This window comes from Parundibacterium terreum, assembly GCF_014636315.1.
GTDB lineage: Bacteria > Pseudomonadota > Gammaproteobacteria > Burkholderiales > Burkholderiaceae_D > Undibacterium > Undibacterium terreum.
In genome coordinates this window covers 767,692-794,634 of record NZ_BMED01000003.1, presented here as the reverse complement: position 1 = coordinate 794,634, position 26,943 = coordinate 767,692, and the positions used below count along the sequence as shown (strand labels likewise).

The 26,943-nt window shown below is 55.7% G+C and carries 22 protein-coding genes; 16 read left to right on the top strand and 6 right to left on the bottom strand.

The genetic code is table 11. The annotated features are described in order from the left end of the window. Nucleotides 1–41 precede the first annotated feature (41 nt). The gene (locus tag IEW12_RS18255) at nt 42–2,603 is read right to left on the bottom strand and encodes a DUF349 domain-containing protein (RefSeq protein WP_188567481.1); all 2,562 of its coding nucleotides are present in this window, start codon (nt 2,601–2,603) and stop codon (nt 42–44) included. 340 nt (nt 2,604–2,943) lie between these two features. On the opposite strand from IEW12_RS18255, the gene urtA reads away from it, so the two are divergent. The 11 genes from urtA (at nt 2,944) to IEW12_RS18200 (ending at nt 15,416) form a co-directional block, all read left to right on the top strand. Further along, entirely contained in the window at nt 2,944–4,197 is a 1,254-nt protein-coding gene (urtA, locus tag IEW12_RS18250; RefSeq protein WP_188567480.1) for an urea ABC transporter substrate-binding protein, read from the top strand. A 169-nt stretch (nt 4,198–4,366) separates the two neighbouring features. Then, on the top strand, nt 4,367–5,977 hold the full coding sequence (urtB, locus tag IEW12_RS18245) for an urea ABC transporter permease subunit UrtB (protein ID WP_188567479.1): 1,611 nt from the start codon (nt 4,367–4,369) through the stop codon (nt 5,975–5,977). Continuing rightward, nucleotides 5,974–7,158, top strand: coding sequence for an urea ABC transporter permease subunit UrtC (gene urtC / locus IEW12_RS18240; RefSeq protein WP_229751199.1), 1,185 nt, complete (start codon nt 5,974–5,976; stop codon nt 7,156–7,158). The genes urtB and urtC overlap by 4 nt, the downstream gene beginning before the upstream one ends. Beyond that, nucleotides 7,155–8,060, top strand: coding sequence for an urea ABC transporter ATP-binding protein UrtD (urtD, locus tag IEW12_RS18235; protein ID WP_229751198.1), 906 nt, complete (start codon nt 7,155–7,157; stop codon nt 8,058–8,060). Before urtC ends, urtD begins: the two co-directional genes overlap by 4 nt. Nucleotides 8,061–8,068: 8 nt before the next feature. Continuing rightward, nucleotides 8,069–8,767, top strand: coding sequence for an urea ABC transporter ATP-binding subunit UrtE (gene urtE, locus IEW12_RS18230; protein ID WP_188567478.1), 699 nt, complete (start codon nt 8,069–8,071; stop codon nt 8,765–8,767). A gap of 7 nt (nt 8,768–8,774) precedes the next feature. Further along, nucleotides 8,775–9,668 carry an urease accessory protein UreD gene (locus tag IEW12_RS18225; protein WP_188567477.1) on the top strand — a complete coding sequence of 298 codons (894 nt, stop codon included), beginning with the start codon at nt 8,775–8,777 and terminating at the stop codon, nt 9,666–9,668. Nucleotides 9,669–9,755: 87 nt separating this feature from the next. Beyond that, a complete protein-coding gene (locus IEW12_RS18220) occupies nt 9,756–10,058 on the top strand; it encodes an urease subunit gamma (RefSeq protein ID WP_188567476.1) in 303 nt (100 codons plus the stop codon). A gap of 9 nt (nt 10,059–10,067) precedes the next feature. Continuing rightward, on the top strand, nt 10,068–10,373 hold the full coding sequence (locus IEW12_RS18215; RefSeq protein WP_188567475.1) for an urease subunit beta: 306 nt from the start codon (nt 10,068–10,070) through the stop codon (nt 10,371–10,373). Continuing rightward, nucleotides 10,370–12,067 carry an urease subunit alpha gene (gene ureC / locus IEW12_RS18210; RefSeq protein ID WP_188567474.1) on the top strand — a complete coding sequence of 566 codons (1,698 nt, stop codon included), beginning with the start codon at nt 10,370–10,372 and terminating at the stop codon, nt 12,065–12,067. The genes IEW12_RS18215 and ureC overlap by 4 nt, the downstream gene beginning before the upstream one ends. A 156-nt stretch (nt 12,068–12,223) precedes the next feature. Beyond that, on the top strand, nt 12,224–13,543 hold the full coding sequence (locus tag IEW12_RS18205) for a TRZ/ATZ family hydrolase (RefSeq protein ID WP_188567473.1): 1,320 nt from the start codon (nt 12,224–12,226) through the stop codon (nt 13,541–13,543). Between the two features lie 76 nt (nt 13,544–13,619). Further along, the gene (locus IEW12_RS18200; RefSeq protein WP_371874553.1) at nt 13,620–15,416 is read left to right on the top strand and encodes a M14 family metallopeptidase; all 1,797 of its coding nucleotides are present in this window, start codon (nt 13,620–13,622) and stop codon (nt 15,414–15,416) included. Nucleotides 15,417–15,727: 311 nt separating this feature from the next. Here the strand turns inward: IEW12_RS18200 and IEW12_RS18195 are convergent, their stop codons facing one another. The 3 genes from IEW12_RS18195 to IEW12_RS18185 form a co-directional block, all read right to left on the bottom strand. After that, the gene (locus IEW12_RS18195) at nt 15,728–16,156 is read right to left on the bottom strand and encodes a hypothetical protein (protein ID WP_229751197.1); all 429 of its coding nucleotides are present in this window, start codon (nt 16,154–16,156) and stop codon (nt 15,728–15,730) included. 106 nt (nt 16,157–16,262) lie between these two features. After that, on the bottom strand, nt 16,263–17,021 hold the full coding sequence (locus IEW12_RS18190; protein ID WP_188567472.1) for a hypothetical protein: 759 nt from the start codon (nt 17,019–17,021) through the stop codon (nt 16,263–16,265). Between the two features lie 96 nt (nt 17,022–17,117). Continuing rightward, nucleotides 17,118–18,530 (bottom strand): CoA transferase, encoded by a 1,413-nt coding sequence (locus tag IEW12_RS18185; protein ID WP_371874552.1) that lies wholly within the window; start codon nt 18,528–18,530, stop codon nt 17,118–17,120. A 99-nt stretch (nt 18,531–18,629) separates the two neighbouring features. On the opposite strand from IEW12_RS18185, the gene IEW12_RS18180 reads away from it, so the two are divergent. Next, entirely contained in the window at nt 18,630–19,871 is a 1,242-nt protein-coding gene (locus IEW12_RS18180; RefSeq protein ID WP_188567471.1) for a citrate synthase family protein, read from the top strand. 37 nt (nt 19,872–19,908) lie between these two features. On the opposite strand, the gene IEW12_RS18175 is transcribed toward IEW12_RS18180, so the two are convergent. Both IEW12_RS18175 and IEW12_RS18170 read right to left on the bottom strand, forming a co-directional pair. Further along, nucleotides 19,909–21,147, bottom strand: coding sequence for a spore maturation protein (locus tag IEW12_RS18175; RefSeq protein ID WP_188567470.1), 1,239 nt, complete (start codon nt 21,145–21,147; stop codon nt 19,909–19,911). A 120-nt stretch (nt 21,148–21,267) separates the two neighbouring features. Further along, entirely contained in the window at nt 21,268–21,921 is a 654-nt protein-coding gene (locus IEW12_RS18170; RefSeq protein WP_188567469.1) for a DUF1345 domain-containing protein, read from the bottom strand. A gap of 202 nt (nt 21,922–22,123) precedes the next feature. Between IEW12_RS18170 and IEW12_RS18165 the strand changes: the two genes are divergently transcribed. The 4 genes from IEW12_RS18165 to IEW12_RS18150 all read left to right on the top strand — a co-directional run bounded on the left by IEW12_RS18165 (nt 22,124) and on the right by IEW12_RS18150 (nt 26,935). Beyond that, nucleotides 22,124–22,444 (top strand): hypothetical protein, encoded by a 321-nt coding sequence (locus tag IEW12_RS18165; protein WP_188567468.1) that lies wholly within the window; start codon nt 22,124–22,126, stop codon nt 22,442–22,444. Further along, complete coding sequence (locus IEW12_RS18160; protein WP_188567467.1) at nt 22,441–23,304, top strand: HDOD domain-containing protein; 864 nt, start codon at nt 22,441–22,443, stop codon at nt 23,302–23,304. Before IEW12_RS18165 ends, IEW12_RS18160 begins: the two co-directional genes overlap by 4 nt. A gap of 232 nt (nt 23,305–23,536) precedes the next feature. Continuing rightward, entirely contained in the window at nt 23,537–24,517 is a 981-nt protein-coding gene (locus IEW12_RS18155) for a GGDEF domain-containing protein (protein ID WP_229751196.1), read from the top strand. A gap of 165 nt (nt 24,518–24,682) precedes the next feature. Further along, a complete protein-coding gene (locus IEW12_RS18150) occupies nt 24,683–26,935 on the top strand; it encodes an AsmA family protein (RefSeq protein WP_188567465.1) in 2,253 nt (750 codons plus the stop codon). Nucleotides 26,936–26,943: the final 8 nt, after the last annotated feature.

The window sequence follows — 26,943 nt, the reverse complement described above, 5'->3', positions numbered from 1 at the left end:
GCAAGAATTTGGTTTCACTATTGCGGTCAAAGCAGCTGTGATCAAATTGCACTGACTGCCAGAATATTCCGCAATCTCTGTAGTTGCGCCTCTGTCGTCATCGCCGCCAATGCGTACAAATCGCGCAACTGGTCTTCGGCGGCCGTTTGCTTGCCGCCCGACTGTAACGATGCCTGCAATACCTTCACCTGCATCTGCAAACGCTCACGCGAGTAGGCTTCAGGGCTCTCTACACCGGCGATGATTTCCAGTTGCAGCAAATGCTGATCGAAGCTAGCTGCATTATCCCGCAATACGCCGACATACGCCTGATCCCTTGCTTGCAAGGCCTTGACGATGGCGGCAAAGCGGCGGTTCATGGAACTTGCGGCTTTTGCCGGCAAATTGGGCAAAGCAGCCCACTCCGCCGATAGCTGTTCTATCCTGGCATCATCAACAGCATCCAGCACCAGCATGGTTTCCAGTGCGTGGCAGATGCGGATTTTTTGCTCCAGCACCTGTTTCAGCTCTGCACTTTTTGCGCCAAGCAGTTGTCGCGCCAACTCTTCGAGCTTATTGACTGCCGCTTTATAACGCTGCTCTATGGCGGTCTCGTCGGCCTTGGGCACGTAGCCGGCATTACGCCAGGCCGCTGCACTTTGTTGCAATAATTGCTTGATTTTTTGATCATCCGCCAGCTCGGCCTGCTCCAACTCTGCGCATATATTCTCCTTGGCCTGCAGGCTCTCCTTGCGCTGGCTGTCGGCAGTTTCCGAGGCTGCGCGGCGCTGTGCAAAGATCGCATCACAGGCTGCGCGGAATTTTTCCCACAGGGCTTGCTCATCTTTACGCTTCAAGGGAACGCTGCCGGCCTGCTCCTGCCAGCGCGCCTGCAGCGCTCTTACCTGGTCCACCACGGCGCGCTGATCGGGGTTGAGCGCCTGAGCCTCGCTGATCAGTGCCTCCCTGGACAGGATCTCCTGCTGCCTGCGCTCTTCCAAAGGAGTCCACAATATTTTATAGGCTGCGTCAAACTCGGCTTCCAGCCGGGTCCGGTGCTTACGATCGATGGGTCCCAGAGCCTGCCACTTTTGCCTGGCCTGTTGCCCCAGGTTCACAAGGGCTTTCCAATCCACCGGCGGCTGGTTCAGCAAACCGGCATGGGAGCGCAGTTCTGCGATCATCGCATCTGCCTTCTCCAGATTGGCTTTGCGTTCTTCACCCAGCTGCTGGAAGTAGGAGGCAGCAGGCGCATAGGCTTGCGTGCACGCCGCATCAAAACGCTCCCACACTTCCTTGTTGGCAGAACCGCTGACCGCCTCCATGGCCTTCCAGCGATCGCGCAAATCCGCCACACGCTTGGCCAACTCATTCGGCTCCAGTTTCAGTGCAGCCAGTTCTTCGGCAGTCTTGATCAGCTCATCACGTGAAACGCCTCCGCCCCACTTGGCCCAGCCCTGTAAATGCCCCAACTCGCTGCGCAGACGCGTCAGCTTGTCGCGCAAGGAGGTGGAAGCGCCGGATGCTTTCAAATCTATGCCGCGCAGTTCGCGGTCCAGCTTCAGTGCGACCTGTACCGTACCTTGTGCAAGCGCATCTTCGATGCCCTGGATTGCAGCAGTAATTTTTCCCACGCTGGACGTGATCAGGGCTGGCTTTTCCCTGTTTTCCTGGCTTTCTTTTTTTACTACTGGCGCAGGTGCAGGCTGAGTTCCGTCGCGTTGCGCGATATCAGCGGCCACAGCATCCGGCGCAGCGGTAAATTCAATCGCTGCCTGCGCAGCCAGTGCCGCCGCGGCATCAGCGATGGCAGCGGCCTTATCCGCTGCTTTTTTCTCCGCCCTCGCATGTTCTTCTGCCTGTTTGCGCAATACGTCCAGTTGCGCATCGATAGTTTTGCGCAGATCGGCGATTTCTTCCGCAAATTCCTGAGCCAGATTTTTGGGCAGAGAAACAGCCTCGACTTGCGACATACTGTCGTCAAATTCCGCTTGCAACTGGCCCAGGGTATGCTGAGCCTGCTGCGGCTGAATATCATCGGTCGCAGCCAACTCATGCAGCTTGGCGATCAAATTCAAGACCCTGCGCTGCAGGGCGGTTTGCGCCTGCAATCTCGTATCCAGAGTCTGGCGCAGTAATTCAAACTCCTCCCTCAACTCCGCAGGAAAACCTTTCAAGCCGGCGACCTGCCTGTCCAGCTCCGCTACCTGATTTGCCAGCAGATGCTGCGCCGCTGCCATTTGTCGCGCAGCGGCAATATGTGCCTGTGCGGCCGCTTGTTGCTTGCCCGCCTGCAAAATGAGGTCCAGCCGCGACTGCACCAGCTTGGCAACCCGCCTGTCGGTATTCCGGACCGCCACAAGCACCTGGTTCAGCGCTGCCTCTGTATGTATATATTGTGCGGCTTTCAGGCGGCCATCGGCAAAATCGCAAGTAGTCAGAAAATTGACGACCGCAGCCTCATCCTGGGAAATTTGCTCCAATTGTGCCAGGGCTGCGTTTCTTGCCCGCTCGGCCTGCTGCTTTTTGATCTCCTGATTTTCCTGCTGGGACGCCGCCTGCGCAGAAATGGCCTGGGCCGGGGTGGGAGATTTGGATTTTCGTTTGAACAGGAAGTCGAACATGATGATGGTGTACCAGAGGAAAAGGCAAAACGAACATGATAGCAGGAAGGCTCAAATGAATAGTCGCCCGCTTCTATTATTTACCCGGCCAGGCGATCGATTCAATATTTGCACCATTATCTAACAAATAGCCTAAAAGCCCCATTTCCGCACGAATTCAGGGAGAAATTCGCACCCGGTTTGTCAAATTCTAAGCGGGCTCCACACCTGAATGCCCCGTAAAAGCCCAAATCTCCGCTGGCACGCAAACTGCTATTTCCTTTTGTGGAAGTCACGCGTCATCTCATCGCATCTCGCAGTATTTGGTCAACATCTGTCCTCATCACTATTTGGAGAAATCATGTCTCGTCGTACTTTACTAAAAGCAACAGCGCTAGGCGCAATGGCACTCGCGACATCCGGCTGGGTCACTCAAGCCCTGGCTGAAGACACCATCAAGGTCGGCATCCTGCATTCCTTGTCCGGCACCATGGCTATTTCCGAAACATCGCTGAAAGATGTCGCCCTGATGACGATAGATGAGATCAACGCCAAGGGCGGCGTGATGGGCAAGAAACTGGAGGCGGTAGTCGTAGATCCGGCCTCCAACTGGCCGCTGTTTGCAGAAAAAGCGCGCCAACTGGTGACGCAGGACAAGGTCGCCGTGGTATTCGGCTGCTGGACTTCCGTTTCACGCAAATCCACGCTGCCGGTATTCAAGGAATTGAATAGCCTGCTGTTCTACCCTGTGCAGTACGAAGGCGAAGAACTGGAAAAGAACGTGTTCTACACCGGTGCAGCGCCTAACCAGCAAGCGATCCCGGCCACGGAATACCTGATGTCCAAGGAAGGCGGCGGCGCCAAGCGCTTTGTGTTGCTGGGCACAGACTATGTATACCCGCGCACGACCAACAAAATCCTGCGCGCTTTCCTGCATAGCAAGGGTGTGAAGGATACCGATATCGATGAAGTGTATACGCCGTTCGGCCATTCGGACTATCAGACCATCGTAGCCAATATCAAAAAATTCTCTGCAGGCGGTAAAACCGCAGTGATCTCTACCATCAACGGCGATTCCAACGTGCCTTTCTACAAGGAACTGGGTAATGCCGGCCTGAAAGCGACTGACGTGCCTGTCGTTGCATTCTCTGTGGGCGAAGAAGAACTGCGCGGCGTGGATACCAAGCCGCTGGTTGGCCATCTGGCGGCATGGAATTATTTTGAATCTGTGAAAAACCCCGTCAACACCGAGTTCATCAAGAAATGGAAAGACTACGCTGCCGCCAAGAAACTGCCGAATGCAAATACTGTCGTAACCAATGATCCTATGGAAGCGACTTATGTCGGCATCTATATGTGGAAGCAGGCAGTAGAAAAAGCTAAGTCCACCGATACCGACAAAGTGATCGCGGCAATGGGCGGCCAGACTTTCAAGGCGCCTTCCGGCTTTGAACTGATGATGGATAAAACCAATCACCACTTGCACAAGCCTGTGATGATAGGCGAAATCAAGGCTGACGGTCAGTTCAGCGTCGTCTACAAAACCAAGACGACTATCCGTGCCCAGCCTTGGAGCCCTTACATCCCTGGTAACGAAGGCAAGCAAAAGCTGTAATCGCTTTAGCTGTAATGGCTAGTAGTTAATTTACCAACTACTAGCCAGTAGCTGAATCAGCGCGGCCTCAACCGCGCGGCTCGCCTGCCGGAGATGATCGATAATCTCCTGCAGGGTCCTGCGCACGCGGACGCATTACGCCGCCAAGCACCATAACCTTGCGCCGACTATGATCCTGATAAAAAAATGCCTGGCCCTGCTGCTGCTGACGATGTCGTTCGGCGCGCATGCCAATATCGATCCCAAGCTGCTGCAACCGCTGGCCGGCGATGATCCGGATGCCCGCATAGAAGCGGTTAATGCCATTGCGGCACTGGCCAATGAAGATGCTTCCAAAGTGCTGAATGCGCTGAAGAATGAAGCACTGTATGCAAACCCCGCCAAGCCTGATGGCGACGTCTATATTGTCACCGACGACCAGGCCTATAATCCGGCGACAGGAAAATCAACGCCGCTACCGGAAGGGATAGAGGCAATCAGCATCAATAATCGTCTGCGCGGCGCTATCGACAGCGCGTTGTCAGGCCTCAAATTATTTTCCCCGGAAAAAGCACTCAGGCTGGCTGCCGCCAAGGAGCTGCAAAAAGACGCCAGCCTGGAGCAATTACCGCTGGTGACCAAGGCTTACGTCAAAGAAAACGATCCCGAAATCAAGGGCATCCTGCAACTGGTTATCGCCACAGCCAACCTGCAGTCACCGGATGCGGCACAACGCAAGGCGGCAGTGAAATCGCTGGTGGATAGCGACAATGCCAACCTGAAACCCATGCTGCAAAAAATGCTGGCCCAGAACCCGGACGGCAGCTATGGCGAGCCGGATGAGTCAATACGTGTCGAGGTGGTCAACACCCTGAACGCAATCAACTCCCGCCTGACCAGGATGGAGTTTGTCGGCAACCTGTTTTATGGTATTTCCCTCGGCAGCGTGCTGCTGCTGGCAGCGCTGGGCCTGGCAATTACTTTCGGCCTGATGGGCATCATCAATATGGCGCACGGCGAATTGCTGATGATAGGCGCCTACACCACCTATGCCTGCCAGCTCGCCTTCCGCAAATTCATGCCGGGAGCGATTGATGCCTACCTGATCGTCGCCCTGCCGGCAGCCTTCATCGTCGCAGGCGCAGTAGGCATCATCCTGGAACGCACCGTCATACGCTGGCTCTATGGCCGCCCGCTGGAAACCCTGCTGTGCACCTGGGGCATCAGCCTGATCCTGATGCAATTGGTACGTTCCATCTTCGGCGCGCAGAATGTAGAAGTTTCCAATCCTTCCTGGATGTCCGGCGGCATTACCGTGCTGGGCTCGCTGGTGCTCTCGTATAACCGCATCATCATCATTTTCTTTGCCCTGTTTGTCGTGTTCTCGGTATGGCTGATACTGAACAAGAGCAGGCTGGGCTTGTTCGTGCGTGCAGTCACGCAAAACCGGCGCATGGCCGATTGCGTCGGCGTTCCTACCGGCAAGATAGACATGATGACCTTCGGCCTGGGCTCCGGCATCGCCGGCTTGGGCGGCGTGGCCTTGTCGCAACTGGGTAATGTCGGCCCCGACCTGGGACAGGGTTTCATCGTCGATTCTTTCATGGTCGTCGTGCTCGGCGGCGTCGGGCAATTGGCCGGCACGGTGATTGCCGCACTGGGCCTGGGCGAGGTAAATAAATTCCTGGAGCCCGTCGCCGGCGCGGTCATGGCGAAGATCGTGATCCTGGTCTTTATCATCATCTTCATACAGCGCCGTCCGCAGGGCTTGTTCGCGGTTAAAGGCAGGAGCGTGGAATGAGTACGCCATTGATGAACAACTCCCTGTTTTCGCGTCCTGCCTGGACCGGCATCGTAGTGTGTACGGCGGTACTCTTCCTGCTGCCCATTCTGAACCTGAGTTTCCCTGCAGGCAGCGCACTGCATATCTCCAGCTATACGATAGCGCTGGTCGGTAAATTCATGTGCTATGCGATGGCTGCGCTGGCGCTGGACCTAGTGTGGGGCTATACCGGCATCCTGTCTCTGGGTCATGGTGTATTTTTCGCGCTGGGCGGTTATGCGCACGGCATGTACCTGATGCGCGCCATCGGCCGTGACGGCGTATATCAAAGCAACCTGCCCGACTTCATGGTCTTCCTGGACTGGAAAACCTACCCCTGGTACTGGGCGATGACGGACAGCTTCTGGTATTGCATGCTGCTGGTGGTGCTGGTGCCCGGCGTGCTGGCCTTCATATTTGGTTTCTTTGCCTTCCGCTCGCGGATCAAGGGTGTGTATTTTTCCATCATTACCCAGGCGATGACCTTTGCCTTCATGCTGCTGTTCTTCCGCAACAATACCGGTTTTGGTGGCAACAATGGCTTCACGGATTTCAAGCGCATCCTGGGCTTCACCATCACCGCCCCATCCACCAAGGCTGCCTTATACCTGATTACGCTGGGCCTGCTGCTGGGTTCGCTATTGCTATGCCGCTGGATAGTCACTTCCAAGCTGGGCCGGGTATTGCAGGCGGTACGTGATTCGGAATCCCGGTTGATGTTCATCGGCTATAACCCGCTATGGTTCAAACTGTTTGTCTGGACCCTGTCGGCCGTATTGTGCGGCATCGCCGGCGCCTTATACGTGCCACAGGTCGGCATCATCAATCCGTCGGAAATGTCGCCCGGTAATTCAATCGAGATGGTGATCTGGGCTGCTGTCGGTGGCCGCGGCAGCTTGCTGGGGCCGATTATCGGCGCATTCACGGTCAATGGCCTGAAAAGCTGGTTTACCGCAGCCTTCCCCGAGTTGTGGCTGTATGCGCTGGGGCTGATCTTCATACTGGTCACGCTGTTCATGCAGCAGGGCATACTGGGGGTAATAGGCAAGCTGAAACGTAAAGCGGCACCGCCTGAATCAAGCGACGAGAGTGAGAACAATAAAGAAAGCAAGCCAGAGAGCAAACACGAAAGCATCCATATCAGCGGAGAAGCAGCATGAGCGAAATATCTCGCATCCCCTCCGTGCCTGCGATTACGCCGCTCCCGCCGAGCGCACCGGTTTCTCCGGTACTGCAACCTGGCCAGACCTATGACGGCCAGACCGGAGACCAGGGTGTTTCCTACGGCAGGGTCAAGCAGGAGGGCCTGGATACCACACACGGCGCCATCCTGTATCTGGAAGAAATCACGGTTTCCTTTGACGGCTTCAAGGCCATCAACAAGCTGACGCTGGACATCTCCGTCGGCGAACTGCGTTGCATCATAGGACCGAATGGCGCCGGCAAAACAACCATGATGGATGTGATTACCGGCAAAACCCGCCCCAGCTCAGGCACGGCCTTTTTCGGCCAGACCATGGACCTGACCCGCATGACGGAATACGACATCGCCCATGCCGGCATAGGTCGCAAATTCCAGCGTCCCACCGTATTCGAGCAGCACACGGTGTTTGAAAACCTGGAACTGGCGATGAAGATGGACAAGCGGGTCAAGACGACCCTGTTTGCCCGCTTGAACAGCGAACAAAAGGGCAAGATAGACGCGATACTCAAGCTGATACGCCTGAATGGGCAGGAAGCCCGCCTGGCCGGCTTGCTGTCGCATGGGCAAAAGCAGTGGCTGGAAATAGGCATGCTGTTGATACAGGAGCCGCAACTGATCTTGCTGGACGAGCCTGTCGCCGGCATGTCCGACGCTGAGACGGCACGCACCGCCGAATTGCTGAACGAGTTGCGCGGCAAGCATTCAATCATGGTGGTGGAACACGACATGGGTTTTGTCACTGAAATTGCCCAGCAAGGCAAGGTGACCGTCTTGCACGAAGGCTCTGTGCTGGCACAGGGCACGATGCAGGAAGTGCAGGCTGACGAACGCGTGATCGAAGTGTATCTAGGGCGATAGGAAAACTTATGCTGCAAGTAGAACAAATCCACCAGCATTACGGCTCATCGCATACTTTGCGCGGTATTTCACTCTCCGTCAAAAAGGGCGAATGCGTGACCCTGCTGGGACGCAATGGCGTAGGCAAGACCACGCTGCTGAAGTGCCTGACCGGCGTTTTGCCGCTCAGCCGCGGCAGCGTGTCGCTGGACGGTCAGGACATCAGCAAGCTGGCGCCGCACCAGCGCGCGCGCCGTGGCATCGCTTACGTGCCGCAAGGCCGGGAGATTTTTGCAAGGCTCACCGTGGAAGAAAACCTTCGCATGGGCATGGCTACCTTGTCCAGCAAAAAAGCTGCAAATATCAAGGGCGAGGTCTATGAATTGTTTCCTGTCCTCAAAGAAATGCTGCATAGGCGCGGCGGCGACCTATCAGGCGGACAGCAACAGCAACTGGCCATCGCCAGGGCCTTGCTGGCAGAACCTAAACTGATAATCCTGGACGAGCCGACAGAAGGCATACAACCGTCCATCATCAAGGACATAGAACGGGTAATCCGGCTGCTGCGGCAACGCGGTGATATGGGCATCCTGCTGTGCGAGCAGTATTTTGATTTTGCGCGTGCACTGGCCGATAGCTTCCTGGTCCTGTCCCGCGGCGAGGTCGTTGCCTCCGGCGCACAGGATTTAATGGATAGTGATGACGTGAGGCGTCACTTGGCGGTATAGTTTTGGCATGACGCGCACAGAGTTAGCTCCCGATTCCCTGCAAGAAATATCCGCACCCGCCAAGGCACACTGGCAGGCCAGTCTGCAGCTTGGTTTTGCCGATGACCAGGGCACCAGCCGCCTGGTAAAACGCCTGCACAGCGGCCCCCTGCGCGTGCAAAAGCCGCTCTACCCCGAAGGGGATCAGACCTGCCATGCCATCATCATCCATCCACCGGGCGGCGTGATAGGCGGTGACATACTCGATATCAGCGCCACGGTTAGTCAGAACAGCCATGCATTGATCACTACGCCCGGCGCAGCAAAATGGTATCGCAGCAATGCTTACACGTCCAAGCAGCAGGTATGCCTTGACGTGGCAGCAGGAGCAAAACTGGAGTGGCTACCGCAAGAGACCATCTTCTTTGACGATGCCCGCGTTATGCTGCATCAGACCATCAATCTGGCCGCGGATGCGCGCTACATAGGCGCAGACATTTTGTGCTTCGGCCGCACTGCATCTGGCGAAACCTACAATACCGGCGAAATCATGCAGCACACTGAAATCCGTCGGGCGGGTAAGCTGATCTGGTTTGAACAAGGCAGCCTGATGGGCGGCACATCTGCAATGCAAAGCCCGTTGGCGCTTGCAGGAAAAACTGTCTGCGCTACCGTCATTGCCACCGGCGGCAGCCTGGATGCCAACGCTCTAACCGTACTGCGTGAACAAACCCGGCAACTGGCTGAGGACAGGGACACGGGCGCGCAAACCGGCGCCAGCCAGCTTAAATCCCTGATCGTGGCGCGCTACCTGGGTAACTCCAGCGAAGTTGCGCGCCACTGGATGCAATGCGTCTGGCAGCACCTGCGGCCGGCCGTGATAGGCATGCCTGCAGCAATACCCCGAATCTGGAACACATAAGCTACCTAATATAGCTGACAATAGCTGACGAAAAATCTGTCCCTGCCATCTGAACCACATTGCAGCAAACGAATAAAAAGGAAGACCATGGATCTGACTCCCCGTGAAAAAGACAAGCTACTGATCTTTACCGCTGCGCTGCTGGCAGAGCGCCGCAAGGCTCGCGGCCTGAAGCTGAATTATCCTGAAGCGGTGGCCCTGATCACTGCGGCCATCATGGAAGGCGCTCGCGACGGCAAGAGCGTCGCCGAGCTGATGTCCGAAGGCACGCAGATATTGACCCGCGCCGATGTCATGGACGGCATCCCCGAAATGATCCCGGACATACAGGTAGAGGCAACCTTCCCCGACGGCACCAAGCTGGTCACCGTTCATCACCCCATCCCTTAGGCGGACATCATGACTCCAGGCGAAATGCTGATAGAACCCGGCGATATAGAATTGAATGCAGGCCGCCCCACAGTGACGGTCTCAGTCTCCAACGGCGGCGACAGGCCGATACAGGTGGGTTCTCATTTCCATTTTTTTGAAACCAATCCTGCCCTGCAATTTGACCGGCAACTGGCTTACGGCATGCGGCTCAATATCGCCGCCGGCACGGCAGTGCGTTTCGAGCCGGGGCAACAGCGCACGGTGGAACTGGTGGCGCTGGCAGGTGAGCGCAAGGTCTATGGGTTTAACGGCAAAGTGATGGGTGCGCTATGAAAATATCAAGACAAGCCTATGCAGAAATGTTTGGTCCCACCACCGGCGACCGTATCCGCCTGGCCGATACCGGTCTGTTCATAGAGATAGAAAAAGACTACGCCATCTATGGCGAAGAAGTGAAATTCGGCGGCGGCAAGGTGATCCGCGACGGTATGGGGCAATCACAAAGGCCGCATGCCGAGGTCATGGATACCGTCATCACCAACGCGGTGATCCTTGACCATTGGGGCATCGTCAAGGCCGACATCGGATTGAAAAACGGCCTCATCGTAAAAATCGGCAAAGCCGGCAACCCCGACATTCAGTCACATGTGGACATGGCCATAGGCGGGGCTACCGAAATCATCGCCGGAGAGGGCATGATAGTCACCGCCGGCGGCATCGATTCGCATATCCACTTCATCTGCCCGCAGCAGATAGAAGAAGCCCTGATGAGCGGCGTTACCACGATGCTGGGCGGCGGTACCGGTCCTGCGGTAGGCACAGCAGCCACCACTTGCACACCCGGCCCATGGCATATCCATAGCATGATCATGGCAGCCGATGCCTTTCCGATGAACCTGGGCTTCCTGGGCAAAGGCAATGTCAGCTTGCCTCTGCCCTTGCAAGAGCAGATCAATGCGGGTGCCATAGGCTTGAAACTGCACGAAGACTGGGGTACAACGCCGGCGGCAATCGACAATTGCCTCAGCGTTGCCGATGAAATGGATGTGCAGGTAGCAATCCACAGCGATACCCTGAATGAAGGCGGCTTCCTGGAACATACGTTGGCCGCATTCAAGGACAGGACCATCCACACCTTCCATACCGAAGGCGCAGGCGGCGGCCATGCACCGGACATCATCGCGGCCGTCGGCGAAGCCAATGTGCTGCCGTCGTCCACCAATCCGACCCGGCCCTACACCGTCAATACGCTGGACGAGCATCTGGACATGCTGATGGTCTGCCATCATCTGGATCCGGCGATTGCCGAAGATATCGCGTTTGCAGAATCGCGCATACGCCGCGAAACCATTGCAGCGGAAGACATCCTGCATGATCTGGGGGCGATCTCTATGATGTCTTCCGATTCGCAGGCGATGGGCAGGGTCGGCGAGGTCATCATGCGTACCTGGCAGACCGCCGACAAGATGAAGAGTCAGCGCGGCTCGCTGCCGGAAGACAATAGCCGCAACGACAATTTCCGCGCCAAACGCTATATCGCAAAATACACGATCAACCCGGCAATTACACATGGCATCGCGCATGCGGTCGGTTCGCTGGAAGTAGGCAAGATCGCCGATATCGTGTTGTGGAAACCGGCCTTCTTCGGCGTCAAGCCGTCGATGATATTGAAAGGCGGCATGATCGCAGCTGCCCAGATGGGCGATCCGAATGCTTCCATCCCCACACCGCAGCCGGTGCACTATCGGATGATGTTCGGCGCCTTTGGCGGCGGACTGAAAAAATCCTTTACCTTTGTATCGCAGGCGGCGTTTGATGCTGGACTGGGCGAACAATTAAAACTGAGCAAGACGCTGATCCCGGTAAAAAACACCCGCAATGTACGCAAGAAAGACATGATACACAATAGCCTGACGCCGAAGATGGAAGTCGATTCTGAAACCTATGAAGTCAGGGCAAACGGCGAACTGCTGGTATGTGAGCCGGCCAAAGTCTTGCCTATGGCGCAGCGTTATTTTCTTTTTTAAATCGCTGTTTAAGCTGTTTTTACGCTATTTCAGGCTGCTTTTACGTCATTCCTGGGCATTTTTTACTCCCCTGCCAGCAAGCGGGGGAGTACCCTCACCCATAACCAAAGTAAAATTTGCCAGCTATAATTGCACATTGAAATCTCAGAGCAATCAATGTCAACAACAAGCTGCCTCCATCCCAAATGGCTGATTCCGGTTGAACCGCGCGCCACCGTCCTGCAAAATCATGCACTCGTCATCACCGATGACATCATCAGCGCGATTATCCCCAGCGAACAGGCGCGTTTGCAATATCCGGATGCCGTCCACACCGACTTGAGCGAACATGCCTTGCTGCCGGGCTTTGTCAACCTGCATGCCCATTCTGCAATGAGCCTGTTGCGCGGCCTGGCCGACGATCTGGCGCTAATGGACTGGTTGAACCACCATATCTGGCCCGCTGAAAAGAAACATGTATCGGACGAGTTCGTGCATGACGGCACTCTGCATGCAATGGCAGAGATGATACGCGGCGGCACCACCACCGTGAATGACATGTATTTCCACCATGAAGCAGTGGCAACAGCGGGCCTGGCGGCAGGAATGCGTACTATCGTCGGTTGCAGCATCCTGGAATTTCCCACCGGCTATGCGAACAATGCAGATGAATACATCAGCAAGGCAGTAACAGCACACCAGGCTTTTGCCGGGCAGGCAGGCGTGGATTTCAGGCTGGCGCCGCATGCTCCGTACACCGTCGCCGATGAAACGTTTCGCAAGATCATCAAGCTGGCAGATCAACTGGATATAAGCATACACTGCCACATCCATGAAACCCGCGAAGAAATAGAAGGCAGTCTTACCGAGCATGGCAAGCGGCCGCTGCAACGCCTGCATGAACTTGGCCTGCTGACGCCACAATTGATTGCCGCTCACGTCGTGCATGCTAACGATGAAGAACTCGCGCTGCTGGCAAAACAAGGCGTGCATGTGGCGCACAATCCGGCCAGCAACCTGAAGCTGGCGTCCGGCTTTGCCAGGATCAGCGCAATGCAGGCGGCGGGCATCAATGTAGGCATAGGTACCGACGGTGCCGCCAGCAACAATAAAATCGATTTGTTGGGCGACCTGCGCATGGCGGCTCTGCTGGCCAAGGCACAATCCGGCAATCCCACGTCGCTGAATGCCGCAGCCGCGCTGGAAATGGCAACCCTGGCAGGCGCAAAGGCGCTGGGCAAAGGCGATATCACCGGCAGTCTGGTAGCGGGCAAACAGGCGGACATCATTGCCATTGACTTGTCGGCACTGGAAACCTTACCCTTGTTTGATCCTGTTTCGCAAATCGTGTATGCGGCCGGCCGCGAGCAGGTCAGCCATGTCTGGGTCGCCGGTAAATGCCTGATGCAGGAGCGCCGCTTGCAAACCCTGAGCCTTGCAGAACTGGGCGATAAGGCGCGCTGGTGGCAGCAAAGGATCATTCAGCAAATAGCATGACCCGCTTTCTCCACCATTCTTTTTCGCCGTAACACCCAGCCTCAAACATACTCAATTTATGGATGAAACTCACAGCATGATGACACGCCCTACCCTGCCCCTGCTGATCGCCCTTGCCCTGAATTCTGCCGCCGCATATGTACCCGCATATGCGGCCGAAAGCAAACCGTTGCCGTTGACGACTGTCTCGGAGCGCTCCGGTTTCCAGCAGACCGGCCGCTATGATGAGGTAATACAGCTTTGCAATACATTCCAGAAAACCTATCCCAAGGCAGTGCGCTGTGTGGAATTCGGCCGCACGCCGGAAGGCCGCCCTATGCTGGCGCTGATTGCTTCGCGTAGCGGAGCATTGACCGCAGCAGAAGCAGGCAAGCGCAAGCTGCCCGTGGTGTTGATACAGGGCGGTATCCATGCCGGGGAAATAGACGGCAAGGACGCAGGCTTCCTGGCCTTGCGCGAGATTTTGGACAACAAGGCCGCCAAAGGAGCGCTGGACAAACAGGTGCTGGTATTCGTTCCGGTATTTAATATAGACGGCCACGAGCGCTTTGGTCGCTGGAACCGCCCGAATCAGCGCGGCCCCGAAGAAATGGGCTGGCGCACGACCGGACAAAATCTCAACTTGAACCGCGACTATGCAAAGGCCGATGCACCCGAAATGCAGGCCATGCTAAGGCTGATCAACGACTGGGACCCCGTTGCAGAAGTAGACTTGCATGTCACCGACGGCGCCAAATTTGAACATGATATTTCCATACAAGTGGAACCCACCCATGCCGGTGACGAGGGCATGCAAAAAGCCGGCCGCGACTTGCAAGGCGCAGCCATAGAGGATCTGGCAAAGCAGGGCTCGCTGCCACTGCCTTACTATATGTCGTTCAAGGTGGATGATGATCCCATGTCCGGCTTCGCCGACAGCGTATCTCCTCCGCGATTTTCCACCGGCTACTTCCAGCTGCGCAATCGCCTTGGCATGCTGGTAGAGACTCACTCCTGGAAAGACTATCCTACCCGCGTGCGCATTACGCACAACACCATTGTTTCAGTTCTGCAGCAGATGGCGCAGCACGGGGCCGAGTGGCGCTTGCAGGCACGACAGGCCGACCAGCGTGCCGAAAAACTGGGTGGGCAAGACGTTCCTCTCAGTTACAAGGTGACGGACAAGACTGTCGATGTTGCCTTTCGCGGCTATGCATACACGCGCACGCAATCCGACATTTCGGGTGCATTGATGACGCGCTATGATGAAACCAAGCCGCAGATCTGGAACGTCAAGCTGCAAAATGAACTCGTGCCGGATATCAGCGTCAAAGCGCCGCAAGGCGGATATTTGGTTGCAGCCGCGTATGCGCCTGCCGTAGCCGAGAAACTGAAACAGCATGGCGTGCAATACCGCGTGCTATCGGCTTCATTTAGCGCTGCCGGAACCGAAACTTTCCGGGCCGACAAAGCGGTTTTCGATAAAGCGACGCTGGAGGGAAGACATATGCTTAGCCTGCAGGGGAGCTGGAAACCAGAACAGGCCGGCGCAGGCAAGGGCAGCCTGTTCGTGCCTATCGCCCAACCCAAATCCAGGCTGGTGATGGCTCTGCTGGAGCCGCGGGCACCGGACGCGCTGGTAGCCTGGGGCTACTTCAACAATGCGTTTGAAAAGAAGGAGTACATGGAAGCCTACGTCGCGGAAGAAGTCGCGCGGGAACAATTGGCGGCCAACCCTGCACTCAAGACGGAGTTTGAGCAAAAACTGGCCAGTGACGCCGATTTTGCAAAAAATCCTTGGGCCCGGCTGGAGTTTTTTGCCCGCAGGCATAGCTCATGGGATCAGCGCTACATGCTGTATCCGGTAATGCGGACAGCGGTTGTGCCTCAATAGTCTCCCTGGCGCTTTTAGATCCGCTTGCAAAACCTGAAGCAGGCCTAGGGCCTGTTAACATTTAAATTAGGAGATGCGTTCCAACCAAAACGCGGGCTGGCAAGGCGCGCAACGCGGTTAAGGCTGATGCATTAACAAGGAGTACAACGCAGTCGAGCCCGCGTTTTGCTTGGAACCCGGAGGGAATGGGTCTAAACAGGCGCAGGGCGTTGTTGCAGCCCGCTGGCAGTATTCATACTGCGGCGCGGACTACGCCTAGCCCTGCACCTGTTTAGATCCATTCGCACTCCTAATTTAATTGTTAACAGGCCCTAGCTGGCCTGCATATAGATGGCAAAGTCGATTAGCAATAATGCCGCATACGGAAACGCCACTGTCGGCTTTAGCGCACTGCCGAGATATTCAAGCAGCAGGCCCTGCAATCCCTTGCGGGAAGCCAGCCATTCGGAATGCAACTGAAAACCGGCAATTTCAGTTTGCATTCCAGCCTTGATCAAACCCTCGACCCGCACAATGCGCTCACCGAGGCGGAACTGCGAAGTTCTGAAGATAGCTTCCTGCAGCCAGAAGATCAGGATCAATACTGCGACGAGCGTGGCGTGCAAGCCCATGATCAAGACAGCGGTAAATAGGCAGATAGCCAGCAGCTTGATCAGCAGCGCAGTTCTTTCATATTGCTCTATATTGTTTTGCAGCGTGACCCATTCCAGTTCCAGGGCCTGCTTATCGCTTGTCGACATATTATCCTGTGTGGTCTGTATTGTTTGTGCTAACTGAGCCTGCTTGTCTTGCTTACCGCTATCAAGCCTTTTGATACTTCGTATTTCAAAGCTGACAAAGCTGGCTTCACTGCGACTTTTCTTCCCTGGCGCTCAATGCGGATTGCAAACGCCTGAACAGGGGCTGGTGCAGCGACCGTGCATGTTTGGTCATGTGCTTTTGTGCGTGCTGCAGCTCTGCATGCAAGCGCTGTGCAGTCACCAGGTCGCCGACGCTGACCGACCAGATGGCAAATTCGGCACGGCAAGCAACGCTGCCGAATCTTTCCAGCGCAGCGGTATAGACCTGTCTCGCTTCGTCGTTTTTACCCTCTGCCGCCAATGCGTGAGCGCTCAGCAAGGCGACTTCTTCGGCACGGAAATTAGGGGTATCTGCCTGGATATGCGCCAGCAGCGCTGAAGCAGCAGCCACCTGATTGCTTAACAGCTTGGCCTTGGCCGCGCCAAAACGTATTTCGGCATCCTTGGAAAACGGCCCTTGCAGGCAGAGATCGAATTGCTGTGCAGCCTGCTGCGCCTCGCCGGCCTCCAGCAAGGCATATGCCACGCGCATCTGGTTTTGTGCTGTCGGCGTCAGGTCAAATGCTGCCTGCGCATCGCGCAACTCGCGTCCGGGATCCAGGCTCTTGATTGCCTTGGTCGTCGCCTGGCGCAATCCCCTGTCCAGGCGGGAATGCGGAAGGTAAATCGCCAGGAAATAGATAAGGCTGCCCAGCAAAGGGAAGGAAAACAGGATAAACAGCCAATACAATTGCCCGCCGCTACGCACGACGTGTACAGCAAAAAAGATGGCGATCAAGACATGCAGGCCTATTCCTAACGGCATAACAATTCCTCAGGCTTCAAGAACAAAGATTGCAGTCTACGCAACTAAAAAGCAAAGTCAAGCCGGGCCGGGAATCCGCCATGCAGATGCTCCCGACTAAGACCAAAGTGCTTCGTGCGTGCCAAGAGGCACCGGCGGCAATGCAAAAGCCGGTGGCGTCAAGGACATCTGCTCTACAGGACCTATCGCCCTCACCCGACCAAATGGAGAATCCTGCACCTGCAAACATGCGCCTATTTCCTCCCGGCTCAGCTCTGTACCTGCCGGCTGGGCAGCAAGGCGGGTCTGGCTCTGCAGCCAATGCCCGGTCTGGGCCAGCGATACCCGCACCAGCCAGCTGCCTCCTTCTTCTGCCCGCCGTTTCAACGCCATCATCGTCGCAAACGCCGCCAGGTAGCCGGTCGCATGATCCAGAGCCTGGCAAGGCAATTTGCCGGGTTCTGCCAGCCCGGCGGAAGCCCCTTCTTCATATGCGATCCCTGTCGCTGACTGCACCAGGCTGTCAAAGCCGCGCCGCGTGGCCCAGGGGCCCACGTGACTATAGGCAGACAGGCTGACCTGGATCAGGCCGGGGCGCCGCTTGCATAAGTCTTCAGGCGAGAATCCGAGTTCCGCAAGCGCACCGGGCCGGTAGGCTTGCAAGAACACGTCGGCTCCCTGGATCAACTCCAGTAATCTGTCCTTCCCCGGCGCCGTGCGCAGGTCCAGTTGGGCGGAACGCTTGCCACGCCCGGTATCGATCACCAGCGGTGCGATATTTGGCAGATGTGCCGCGCTGATCGCCAGCACATCCGCGCCATGCTGCGCCAGCGTGCGGCCAGCGACGGGGGCGGCAATCACACGGGATAAATCCAGCACCCGTACACCCGATAATGGGCGGGATGCCTCCAATCTACTGACACGCTCCACCGGAGCATCGCCTATGCGAATAATCTCAAATAGCGGCAACCCTGCAATCGCCGCTGATTGCGGATGCGCCTGCCATTCATCAGGACTGCGTATCAGCGCGGCGCACATGCCCTGCTGCGCCAGCAATGCGTCCAGATCGGCAGCCTTCCATCTCCTGATCGCCGCGCTCACAGATTCATAACTGTCCTCGCACTGCAAAACCTTCAGCACACCGGCCCTGTGGTGCGGGAAATTGGTGTGCAACTGTATCCAGCGGCCATCGCCGGCCTGGAAGTAGCCTGTCAAGGGGCTGCGTATCTCCGATGGCGGCTGGCCATCCACCGTCAGGTAGCGCTCGCTGCGAAACATCGCCAGGGCTTTGCGCATCGATACCTGGATGTCCTGGCGCCGCCCACTGCGCATGGCCCAGATTTCCGCCGCTGCCAGCGCCTGGGCAGCAATGCTGGCTGCTGCCAGTGGACCTACCTGGAACACCGAAGGCAACTGCGTGTCTGTGCCGGTAAATGAAACCCTGCCCAGTGCGTCAGGATCGCCGCTGCCCAATTGCCAAAAAGCATGCAAAGCCTGCACAGCACTCGTGTTCATGTCGATAGCGTCCATACTTCCTCCCGGATCAAGATATGGGGTAGTCTATTGATTGCATCAACTAGGCGTCAATATTGATTAAATCGATCAATATAAATATTTATTTCGATAAAAATGAAAAAGAACCTGTCTGCGGCAGAGGCCGCCGGTCTGCTGGGCATCAGCCTGCCTACACTGTACGCCTATGTCAGCCGGGGCATTCTAAGGTCGATTGCGGAAGAAGGTCAGCGCAGCAGGCGTTACTTGCATGAGGAAGTACTAAAGCTGGCAGCGCGCAACAACGATAGCCGGCGTGCCGGGCGAACCGCAGAAGGTGCGATAGACTGGGGCGTGCCGGTACTCGAATCGAGCATCACATTGATTGCCGACGGCAAACTCTCTTACAGGGGGCGTGATGCCATAGAATTGGCAAAAACCGCAACGCTGGAACAGGTGGCGCAACTACTATGGGCGCACGACGGAGAAGACCTGTTTGACAGCCCTGCCAGGTGGGCCCGGCAGGAAGCTGGCGCGAAATTATGGCGCAGCATGCAAAGCCCATTAAGCAAATTGCCGCCACTGGACAGGGCAATGTCCTTGTTGCCCGCTATCGCGCCGCATCTGCAGCATACATGGGGGCGTACCGGGCCAGCGATGCTGCATTCGGGCGCGCAATTGATGCAAGTGCTGGCGGCGGCGCTGACAGCGGACGATATTGGCGGCGCCGCCAACAGAGAACCCATACATCATCTGGTGGCGCAGGCATGGGGGCTGGATGCGCACGCCGCCGAATTGCTGCGCTCTGCGATGGTGCTATGTGCCGACCATGAGCTGAATGCATCTACCTTCACGGTGCGCTGCGTTGCCTCGACCGGAGCCAATCTGTATGCAGCCGTCAGCGCCGGCCTGGCCGCATTGTCCGGTCCGCGCCATGGCGGCGAGAGCCAGCGTGTCCGCATGCTGCTGGATGCGGCACTGGAGCACGAAGATATACCCAGATTTTTGTCAGAGCGCGTGCGGCATGCCGATGGCCTGCCCGGCTATGGACATATCTTGTCTGGCTTCGGCCACCCGCTATATCCGCAAAGAGATCCACGCGGCAGTTTGCTGCTGCAAATGCTGCCCCAATTTGCAGGCCCAGCAAAAGCAGAAGCACTATTGGCAATTGCAGAGGCAGGCCGGCAAGTGACCGGCCAGCAGCCGAATATCGACTTCGCTCTGGCGGCGCTGGAGATTGCATGCGGCTGGCCCAGATCCGGCGGTCTGCTGCTGTTTGCACTGGGGCGCTCGGCAGGCTGGATTGCCCATGCGATGGAACAGGCTGCCGACGGTCGCCTTATCCGGCCAAGGGCCAGATATGTAGGCAGCTTTGATTAGCGCCTTTACTTTTCCTTAGGTGCTAACGGAAAAACAGCTAGTGGAAAAACAGATAAGCGACAAATATCGCCGCGACCACACCAGCAAAATCGGCCAGCAGGCCGTATGAAATCGCATAGCGGGTTTTCTTGATGCCTACCGAACCGAAGTACAGGGCCACGATATAAAAAGTGGTGTCGGCAGAACCCTGAAAAATACAGGCTAGGCGGCCAACGAAGGAATCGACGCCATAGGTTTTCATTGTGTCCACCATCATGGCCTTGGCGCCGCTGCCGCTCAGCGGTTTCATCAGTGCCGTTGGCAGCGCGGGAGTAAAGTCGGTATTGATACCCATGTGCGCAAACACCCAGTTGAAACCGGAAACGATAAAGCCCAGCACGCCCGAGTTACGCAATACGCCAATCGCCACCAGCATGCCGACCAGGTAGGGAATGATGGTCAGCGAAGTCTGTATGCCGCCTTTTGCACCTTCTATAAAAGCTTCATAGACATTGACCTTCTTCACCATCGCGCCGGCAATGAATGCGACGATGATGGAGAACAGCAGCAGATTGCTGCTGACCTTGGAAAAAACCTCAATTTCAGAACGGCTCATGTAATGACTCAGATACCAGACCATGCCCACGATGAAAGCCGTGATCCCGCCCAGCCAGCTCAGCACCACGCCGTTGAACAGATTGATGCGCTGCTTGATTGCAACCGCTACCATACCGACCAGCGTGGCGACATAGGTTGCTATCATGCAGGGGATAAACACATCAGACGGATCGCCCGCCCCCAGCACCGCCCGTTGCGCCATGATCGCCAGGGGTATCAGCGTCAACCCGGAGGTGTGCAGCACCAGGAACATGATCTGCGCATTGGTGGCCTCTTCCTTGTTCGGATTCAGGCTTTGCAGGCTCTCCATCGCCTTCAGGCCGAAAGGCGTGGCAGCATTATCCAGGCCCAGTAAATTGGCAGAAAAATTCATCACCATATGGCCGGTGGCTGGATGGTCTTTCGGTACCTCAGGAAAAATACGCGAAAAAAATGGAGAAATGATCTTGGCCAGCACTTTGATCGCCCCAGCCTTTTCGCCTATATTCATGATACCCAGCCACAGCGTCATGATACCGGCCAGCGGCAGCGCAATTTCCATCACGCTGATGCGCGCAGAATCGAAAGTGCCGTCGATGATGCGCTTGAAGACTTCAACGTCGCCGAGAAAAATCCACTGTCCGAGAGCAGCGACAAAACCGACCAGAAAGAATGCCGTCCAGATGTAATTAAGTACCATGTCGCCGAGTATGTAAGATCAAAGTCAGAGCGTGTTGTAACATGAAACAAGCGCCCTATCGTATGAATTTTGCGGGCCAGCGTATAGTTTCCCGGCATACCCCGCACGAACAGCTACACCTTACGCAATGAGGCCTGCAGCGATATTGATGGAGAATCCGAGGATCGCCGTGTTGAACAGAAAGCCCAGTACCGATTGCGCCAGCACAGTCTTGCGCATCTGGCGCGAAGTCACCGCAATGTCGGAAGTCTGCACCGCGACTGCAATCGTGAAGGCAAAGTATAGAAAATCCCAGTAATCCGGTTGCATTTCGTCATCCGGGAAACGCAGCGCACGGCGGTTATCCGGCGACTGGTAGTACAACAAGGCATAATGCAGCGTAAAGATTACCGCCAGCAGGCACCATGAACCCAGCACGGTAGTGCCGGTAAACAGGTATTTCATCAGGCGCACATCAGCAGGCAGGCCCTTTAGCTGGGCCAGCTCATAAATGATGGCCAGCAGGCTGATAGTGGCGGCCGTCGACAGGATGACCAGCACGGTAAATGCGCTCTCATCCTCTCTTTCTGCGATTTCGCGCACGCTCTCATGGTTGGCGCAGCTCATCAGCCAGCCCACCAGCACAAGATAGGACCAGACCGCCACGTTCCAGCCCAGCAGCGCGCGCGACACCCATCCCCATGCAGCGGGAGTAACGAAAACGACGATAATGCCCAGCAGAAAGGTAAAGATCAGCCGAGGACGGGTGTGCAAGACTTGAGGCATTGACATCATATCGTTGTGAAATCTCCTGTTGGTTAGTCCCATCTTGCTGCGGGCTTTTCAGTTTACAGCGGCCATAGTGCGTACATTATTGACAAAAGTAACATTAAGCTACAAGCCTGTGCTGGTATTACCCGAAAAAGCCGTACAATCGGGACAAACTTTTATTACACTGTTATTTATACACTGTTAATCAGAGACAACAAAGACGATCATGATAAACCGGCATCGCTATTTGCCACTATCCAAAGTAACGCCCGGCATGACGCTGGCAGATGATTTGCTGGACAAGCAGGGCCATGTCCTACTCCCCGCAGGAGTAACATTGACAGCGGGCATGCTTAAATCCCTGGCCCAGCATTCCGTGCAGCAGCTATCGATTGCTCAGGAGGGCATGTCCGAGCAGGAGCAAACCGTCGACTATCAAAAGAAGTTGGACAGGCTGGCGATCTTGTTCCGGCAAGGCCCCTATGAGGGTCCTACCGGCACCTTACAGGAATACATCTACAATTATCGCCGGGCGGAGGCCGAATGAACTTGCCGCCTAACGATCCGCAATACCATATCTCTCTGGATGAGGTGATTCTCCAGATCAGGGATTTACCCACGCTGGCTGCTGTTGCCCAGGAAATGCTGAGCAACCTGGACGATGACGATCTCAGCCTGGACAAGATCGCCGAAAAAGTCGCTATGGACCAGTCGCTGGCCGCCAAAACGCTGCGACTGGCAAACTCATCCTACTTCGGCTCCAACTCTAAGGTAGTGACCTTGCAGCAGGCAGTCGCCATGCTGGGCGTGAAGAACGTCAAGAACCTGATACGGATGACGATACTGACCACCAGTTTCCCTGTATCACGCTGCAAGGGCTTCGATTTCAAGGCATTCTGGCAGCAAAGCATAGGCACCGCGGTCTGCGCTGAACTGATTTCGCGCACCCTGCACATGAAGCATGATTTTGCATTCACCGCAGGCTTGCTGCATGCGATTGGCAGGCTGGTGCTGGTCACGCGCTTTCCCGATCAATACCAGGAAGTGCTCAGCTATCGCAAACAGCACGATTGCCATTTGTTGCAGGCTGAAAGAGTCGTGATGAAAGTGGACCATGTGCAGGCCGGCCTTGCGCTGGCTGTTCACTGGAATTTCTCCGAAGCAATACAAGACGCGATACGCGGCTACGTAGAACCCGGCATAGAAGGACTGAATCCGATTGCTGCTCTGGTCCATGTGGCCGATGCAATCGTGCATGCGCTGGACCTGGCCAAGCTGGAAGACGACCTGGTGCCTATCATTTCCGAAGCAGCCTGGAACACCCTGGCCATGGGGGAGATGGATTACCACGCAATCTTCCATGAGACAGAAATGCGCTTTGAAGCTTTGAATCAGATTGTTTTGTAAAACACTGCGGCATTTCTTTCACTGCCTGCCGCGGGAGTTTTGCGGGCGGAGCGAGATGTTAAGCATTGTCAATTTTGATATCAAATGATGTTTATAGGAAAAAAGCCCTGTGCTTCATCGTGCGCTTTGGATATAGTAAGTGTTAGCTGGCAATAGAAAAAACAGCAAGCAGTAATTCGGCAGCACGCAATAATTTAAATTTGTAGTGGAAGAGGCTACTTTGGAACACTTGATGCACTTTGGCAATACCGACTACAAGCTCAGCAATATCCATCTGTTCCGCGATATTTCAGATGACAATCTGGACACCATTGGCAATATCATCAGTCAGTGTGAAGTCGTCAAGGCAAAGGCCGGACAAGTTGTACTCGACGTACATAGCTCCGGAGCCCGCCTGTATATAGTCCTCAAAGGTGCGCTTGGCATTACCAAGATGGACCTTGGCCTGGACAATACCAATCTGCTGGAAAATGCGATCACGCAATACCTGCCCGGCGAATGCGTAGGTGAAATCTCCGTGCTGGATGAAGAAATTCACTCCGCAACCATAGCCGCTATCACCGACAGCGAATTGCTGGTGATTGAAGCCGAGACCATGTGGCGCCTGATCGACGAATCCAATGGCGTTGCCCGCAACCTGCTGCAATTACTGTCCTTCCGTATCCGCGCCGCCAACGCGCAAATCCGCAACCGGCAAAAAGTCGGCGAATTCTACCGGCAAATGTCAATGATAGACGGCCTGACCGGCCTGCATAATCGCGCCTGGCTGAACAATCAATTGCCAAGCCTGATAGACAGCGCCCAGGCTTCTTCGACGCCGATCAGCATAATCATGGTCGACCTGGATCACTTCAAGCGTTTCAACGACGAGCATGGCCACCTGCTGGGCGACGATGCATTGCAAAGCGCCGCCAAAGTGCTGAATGCCGGCCTGCGTCCGAGCGATTTTGCGGCCCGCTACGGCGGCGAAGAAATGATGGTCATCCTGCCCAATACCAACCAGCAGTCTGCACTGATTGTCGCCGAAAGGCTGTGCTCGCGCCTGAGCAAAACCCGCGTCTTCCAGGATATGCAAAAACCCTTGCCGCATATCACGGCCTCGTTTGGGCTGGCGACGCTGAGCGAGGGGCAGGATGGGAAAAGCCTGGTCGCCGCAGCAGACGCGGCACTGTATCGCGCCAAGGAAGCCGGACGCAACCAGGTAGCAATCTGAAACATCTAGTCAGGTCCGCTTGTGCTAAAGTTCATCTCATCCATGTCCGTGGAATGCCGTTTTTCACCTGCCACACCTGACTTGCAGTCTATGCAGACTTCGATGTGACTTCAATTTGGGGCGCGGCCTCGCGGATCAACCGGTTTTTACTGCCTGGGTCCGTCCATGCAAAAATTCGTAAGAATCGCCGTCATCTCGCTATTGTCCATCGCCGTATTGTTTGGCGCCTTGCTGGCCTATCTGGCGTTCGGCTTTGACGCCAACCAGTTCAAAACCCAGATCGTCCAGCTGGTCAAAGACAAGAAGCAACGCACCCTGGTCATAGACGGCGATATCAAACTCAGCGTTTTCCCCAGCCTGGGCGTCGATCTTGGGAAAACCAGCTTATCGGCACAAAACAGCAGCGCGAACTTCGCGACGCTGAAGTCTGCCCATATCTCGCTGGCTCTGCTGCCCCTGCTCAGAAAGGAAGTGCTACTGGACAGTATCGCGATTGACGGGTTGGACCTGACACTGGAGCGGCAGCATGAAGACAGCAGCAATGCAGACGACTTGCTGAACAAGGATGAATCCAGCGGCGACCCGGTCAAATTTGATATCAAGGGCATCGCCCTGACCGGCGCCAGCATCCATATCAAGGATACGGCAAACAATTTTTCCGGCAGCCTGAACAAACTGGATTTCAGCAGCGGCAGGATTGCCGACAAGGTAGCGACAGAGCTGAAATTTTCTACCGAGCTGGATTTTCAGCAGCCTGCCCTGCAGGGAAAAATAACAGTCCAGAGCGGCCTGAGTTTTGACCTGGCTGCCGGCACATGGGAAGCCAAGAACCTGGACTTGTTTGCCAAGGGCAGCCTGAACAAAGATGCAGCCAAGGCCTTTGACGTCGTCGCCAAGGCCAGCAGCATCAAGTTCAACAGCAAGGACCTGGCGCTGGCAGCGGATAATCTGGCGCTGGCTGCCAAAGGCCCTTTAGGGCAAGACAGTGCCGAGTTGAATCTGGAAATTCCCAAACTCGCGGTTGACCAGCAAAATGCCAGCGGCGACACAATCAAGGGAAACTTCAAGCTCAGCGGCACAAAGAGCATGGATATAGGCTATCAGATGAGCGGCGTCAGTGGTTCTGCGAAGACATTGAGCATCACCAAACTGCTGCTTGATATCAACGGCAAGGATGGCAGCAGAAGCATTGCCGGCAAACTGCAAACCTCGGTCAATGCGCAGCCCGAACAACGCTACTTCAGCTTGCCGGATCTGCGTGCGGACTTGCAGATAGATGATCCGGCGATGCCGCAAAAGATGCTCAAACTCCCTGTCAAAGCCACGCTGATGGCAGACCTTAAAAAGAAGACGCTGAGCGGCACTCTCAATACGCAATTCGACGAAAGCACCATCAAGGCCGACTTTGCAGTAGATCAATTTGACCATCCCAGCACGCAGCTCGAACTGGCCATCGACAAGCTGAATCTGGACCGCTACCTGTCTGCTGCATCGCCCGCAGCCCCACATACTGCCGGCGTGCAAGCCCCGGCAGTTGAAAAACCGATGGACTTGTCCGCACTAAAAAAACTGCAATTGAAAGGCAGTGTGCAGATAGGTCAGCTTCAGGTAAAAAAACTCAAGCTGAGCGAGCTTGCATTGCCGCTCAAAGCCAGCGAAGGTGTACTCAGCATAGCGCCACTATCGGCGAAACTATATCAGGGCACCTTGGCAGGCAGCGCAACGGTGAATGCCAACAGCAATAGCTTTTCGCTGCGCACTACGCTGACAGATGTCAATGTCAATCCGCTGCTGAAGGACGCACTGGACCACGATATCCTAGAGGGCCGAGGCAAGCTGATCTTGAATCTGACTACCACGGGCAAAAGCACCCCGGCCATGAAGCAGGCACTGGATGGCGATATCTCCATCGAGCTGCACGACGGCGCCGTCAAGGGCATCAATCTCGCCAAATCCCTGCGCGACTTCAAGAGCAAAATTTTGAATAAGTCTGACCAGCAGCAAGCCGCCAACGCTAGCGAAAAAACCGATTTTTCTTCTTTCTCTGCATCGATGCATTTTCACGATGGCATAGGGAAAAGCGATGACTTGTCGCTCAAATCCCCGTTCTTGCGCGTAGGCGGCACTGGCACACTGAATGTTGTGAACAGCAGCCTGGATTATCTGGCGAATGTAGTGGTAGTCAATACCGCCGCCGGCCAGGGTGGCGCTGATCTGGGGCAGTTGAAAAACATCACGGTCCCGGTGCGCATCAATGGCCCGCTGACGGCACTGGGCTACCAGATACAATGGAGCGCGATTGCAACCGGCGCCCTGAAATCAGTCATCGAGGACAAAGCCAAGCCTGTGCTGGAGCAAAAGAAAGAAGAACTGAAAGGCAAACTGCAGGACCGTCTGAAAGGCTTGTTCGGGCACTAATTCAACGG